The organism is Kitasatospora sp. NPDC057518 (assembly GCF_042802075.1).
Classification (GTDB): domain Bacteria; phylum Actinomycetota; class Actinomycetes; order Streptomycetales; family Streptomycetaceae; genus Kitasatospora.
On sequence record NZ_JBHVEU010000675.1, the window covers coordinates 1 to 3,134 of the forward strand.

The 3,134-nt window shown below is 73.0% G+C and carries 5 protein-coding genes; 1 reads left to right on the top strand and 4 read right to left on the bottom strand.

Translation table 11 applies throughout. The features are described from left to right. Positions 1 to 86: 86 nt before the first annotated feature. The 4 genes from ACFU7Z_RS38145 to ACFU7Z_RS38160 all read right to left on the bottom strand — a co-directional run bounded on the left by ACFU7Z_RS38145 (position 87) and on the right by ACFU7Z_RS38160 (position 2,599). Complete coding sequence (locus ACFU7Z_RS38145; protein WP_380782706.1) at positions 87 to 590, bottom strand: GNAT family N-acetyltransferase; 504 nt, start codon at positions 588 to 590, stop codon at positions 87 to 89. Positions 591 to 613: 23 nt separating this feature from the next. After that, positions 614 to 1,066, bottom strand: coding sequence for an arsenate reductase ArsC (locus tag ACFU7Z_RS38150; RefSeq protein ID WP_380782701.1), 453 nt, complete (start codon positions 1,064 to 1,066; stop codon positions 614 to 616). 13 nt (positions 1,067 to 1,079) lie between these two features. Next, a complete protein-coding gene (gene arsB / locus ACFU7Z_RS38155) occupies positions 1,080 to 2,087 on the bottom strand; it encodes an ACR3 family arsenite efflux transporter (protein ID WP_234348336.1) in 1,008 nt (335 codons plus the stop codon). Positions 2,088 to 2,176: 89 nt separating this feature from the next. Next, a complete protein-coding gene (locus tag ACFU7Z_RS38160; protein ID WP_380782703.1) occupies positions 2,177 to 2,599 on the bottom strand; it encodes an ArsR/SmtB family transcription factor in 423 nt (140 codons plus the stop codon). Between the two features lie 88 nt (positions 2,600 to 2,687). Here ACFU7Z_RS38160 and ACFU7Z_RS38165 point away from each other — a divergent pair, with 88 nt between their 5' ends. After that, positions 2,688 to 3,131, top strand: a complete 444-nt coding sequence (locus tag ACFU7Z_RS38165; RefSeq protein WP_049651017.1) for an ArsI/CadI family heavy metal resistance metalloenzyme — start codon at positions 2,688 to 2,690, stop codon at positions 3,129 to 3,131. The last annotated feature ends 3 nt before the right edge of the window (positions 3,132 to 3,134 follow it).

Below are 3,134 nucleotides of genomic sequence, written 5' to 3' on the forward strand. Positions count from 1 at the left end.
GGCCCGCACCGCCTCGGCCGCTCGCAGCCGGAAGTCCTCGATCTTGCCCGCCGTCGTATGGAGGTCGGGGGTGGTCAACGATGTGCTCAACCGACCGTAGGACTGCGGCGTTCGAGGAGGACCACGTCGCGCCACCGGCCGTCGCGCCGGCCGACGCGCTCCCGCGTCCCGACGACCCGGAACTCGGCCCTGGCGTGCAGGGCGAGACTGGCCGTGTTCTCCGGGAAGATCCCCGACTGGATCGTCCAGATCCCGGCCCGCTCGGTGGAGGCGATCAGCGCCTCCAGCAACGCGGCGCCCACGCCCCGCCCCCGCGCTTCGGGGTGGACGTAGACGGAGTGTTCGACCACACCCGCGTACGCGCACCGGTCCGACACCCGGGCCACCGCGGCCCAGCCGAGCACCCGGCCGTGCCCGTGCCCGTCCCCGTCCCCGTCCCCGTGTCCGTCGAGGGCGACGAGACGGTGCTCGGCCAGGCGCGCGGCGTCGAACGCCTCCCAGCTCGGCGCGGCGGTCTCGAAGGTGGCGTCGCCGCCGTCGATCCCGAACCGGTAGATCGCCAGGACCTGCTCGGCGTGCGCCACCGTCATCGCGACGACGGTCACGTCCCCGGTCACGTCCCCGCCCCCACGCCCACGCCCAGCTCGGCGAGAAGAGCGCGGACCCGCCGCTCGATCTCGTCGCGGATCGGGCGCACGGCGTCGATGCCCTGGCCGGCCGGGTCCACCAACTGCCAGTCCAGGTAGCGCTTTCCGGGGAAGTACGGGCAGGCGTCGCCGCAGCCCATGGTGATCACCACGTCCGAGGCCCGGACCGCCTCGACGGTGAGGACCTTGGGCGTCTCGGCGGAGAGGTCGATCCCCGCCTCGGCCATCGCCCGGACCACGGCCGGGTTGACGGTGTCGGCGGGCGCGGAGCCGGCTGACCGGACCTCGACCCGGTCGCCGCCGAGGTGGCTGAGGAAGGCGGCGGCCATCTGGGAACGGCCGGCGTTGTGCACGCAGACGAACAGCACGGACGGCTTGGAGGGCTTGGACGGCCCGGACGGCAACACGGCTGCGGGCACGGGCGGCTGAGGCTCAGACACGGGCGGACCCTTCGACGGCGGTGGCGGGCTGGGGGAAGTAGCGGCGGGCGGCCAGGGCCACGTGGACGAGGCCGATGAGCACCGGCACCTCGATCAGCGGCCCGACGACTCCGGCGAGGGCCTGGCCGCTGGTGGCGCCGAAGGTGGCGATGGCGACGGCGATGGCCAGTTCGAAGTTGTTGCCCGCGGCGGTGAACGCCAGGGTGGTGGCGCGCGGGTGGTCCAGGCCCACCGCGCGGCCCAGCGCCAGGGAACCGGCCCACATGACGGCGAAGTACACCAGCAGCGGCAGCGCGATCCGGGCGACGTCGAGGGGCTGCGAGGTGATCGCACGGCCCTGGAGCGCGAACAGGACGACGATCGTGAACAGCAGCCCGTACAGCGCGAACGGGCCGATCCGCGGCAGCAGCCCGGTCTCGTACCAGGTGCGGCCGCGGGCCTTCTCGCCCAGGCGGCGGGTGAGGTAGCCGGCGGCGAGCGGGATGCCGAGGAAGACCAGCACGCTGCGGGCGATCTCCCAGGCCGACACGTCGAGCGCCGCCTGTTCCAGGCCGAGCCACCCGGGCAGCACGGACAGGTAGAACCAGCCCAGCGCGCCGAACGCGACCACCTGGAAGACGGAGTTCAGGGCGACGAGCACGGCGGCGGCCTCCCGGTCGCCGCAGGCCAGGTCGTTCCAGATGATCACCATGGCGATGCAGCGGGCGAGGCCGACGATGATCAGTCCGGTGCGGTACTCGGGCAGGTCGGGCAGCAGCAGCCAGGCGAGCGCGAACATCACGGCGGGCCCGACCAGCCAGTTGAGCACCAGGGAGGGGATCAGCAGGCGGCGGTTCCGGGTGACGGTGTCGAGCCGGTCGTAGCGGACCTTGGCGAGCACCGGGTACATCATCACCAGCAGGCCGAGCGCGATCGGCAGCGAGACGCCGGTGACGGTCACCTTCGCGAGCGCGTCGCCCAGGCCCGGGACGAGCCGGCCGAGGCCGATGCCGAGGGCCATCGCGGCGAGGATCCAGAGCGCGAGGTAGCGGTCGACGAACGACAGCCGGCCGGCGACGGGGGCGGGGGCGGGCGCCCCGATTGCGGCGCTCACTCGGCGGCTCCGAGCGGCACCGGGCGGGTTCGGGTCGACGCCGGGCCGGGTTCGAGCGGCACCGGGCGGGTGAGGACGCCCGCGAGGCGGTCGGTGGTCTCGGGGACCAGCCGGTAGTACACCCAGGTGCCCCGGCGCTCGGAGTCGATCAGCCCGGCCTGCCGCAGCAGCTTCAGGTGGTGGGAGATCGTCGGCTGGGACAGGTCGAAGGCCGGGGTCAGGTCGCAGACGCACACCTCGCCGCCGGCGCCGGAGGCGATCATCGACAGCAGCCGCAGCCGCACCGGATCGCCCAGGGCCTTGAACAGCGGCGCCAGTTCGGCGGCCTGCCCTTCGTCCAGCGGAGCGCTCAGCAGCCCGGGGCAGCAGCCGTCCGCGCCGTCGTCCTGGCCCAGTACTCGGAGTTCCTGTTTCGACATGCTTCTATATTGACGAACGCCGATCCAGTCCGCAAGCTTGCATCGACGGATATCGATCCAGGCTCGATCCAGCCTGTTGGAGGCCACCATGTCCCGTGTCCAGCTCGCCCTGCGCGTCGCCGACCTCGAAGGCTCCATCGCCTTCTACACCAAGCTCTTCGGCACCGAGCCCGCCAAGCGCCGCCCCGGCTACGCGAACTTCGCCATCACCGAGCCCCCGCTGAAGCTCGTCCTCATCGAGGGCGAGCCTGGCGAGGACACCCGCCTGGACCACCTCGGCGTCGAGGTCGCCTCCACCGAGCAGGTCACCGCCGCCACCACCCGCCTCCGGGACGCCGGCCTCGCCGCCTTCGAGGAGAACGACACCTCCTGCTGCTACGCCGTCCAGGACAAGGTCTGGGTGACCGCCCCCGGCAAGGAGCCCTGGGAGGTCTACGTGGTCAAGGCCGACGCCGACACCCTCGGCAAGAGCGCCGCCGGCGCCCCCGAGGCCTGCTGCACGGGCACCGCCACCGGCGAGCCGTCCGCCTGAGCC

Coding starts and splice junctions, on each gene's coding strand:
- ACFU7Z_RS38145 (WP_380782706.1), bottom strand. CDS start 590: ATGACGGTGGCGCACGCCGAGCAGGTCCTGGCGATCTACCGGTTCGGG.
- arsB (WP_234348336.1), bottom strand. CDS start 2,087: ATGGCCCTCGGCATCGGCCTCGGCCGGCTCGTCCCGGGCCTGGGCGAC.
- ACFU7Z_RS38160 (WP_380782703.1), bottom strand. CDS start 2,599: ATGTCGAAACAGGAACTCCGAGTACTGGGCCAGGACGACGGCGCGGAC.
- ACFU7Z_RS38165 (WP_049651017.1), top strand. CDS start 2,688: ATGTCCCGTGTCCAGCTCGCCCTGCGCGTCGCCGACCTCGAAGGCTCC.